Annotated in this window: 1 pseudogene; it reads left to right on the plus strand. The window is 63.0% G+C overall.

From position 1 onward, the window contains the following. Positions 1-190, plus strand: a pseudogene (locus GQE99_RS21335) (hypothetical protein); the annotation flags it as partial. Positions 191-219: the final 29 nt, after the last annotated feature.

Genomic DNA, 219 nt, shown 5'->3' on the forward strand with positions numbered 1-219 from the left:
GCATCCGACGATGATCCATCAATGGAAGCGCGCCTTGCTCGAAGGCGCGTCCGGCGTGTTTGAGCGCGGCGGCCGCAAGAGACCCGAGATCTACGAAGAGCCGGTGAAGGAGCTCCACGCCAAGATCGGGGAGCTGGCGGTGGCCAACTCTTTTTTGGAACGAAAGCTGAAGCCCTGGGGCGGGAAGTGAGGCGCGGCATGATCGAGCCTCACCATCCC

This window comes from Maritimibacter harenae (assembly GCF_009882975.1).
Lineage (GTDB): Bacteria > Pseudomonadota > Alphaproteobacteria > Rhodobacterales > Rhodobacteraceae > Maritimibacter > Maritimibacter harenae.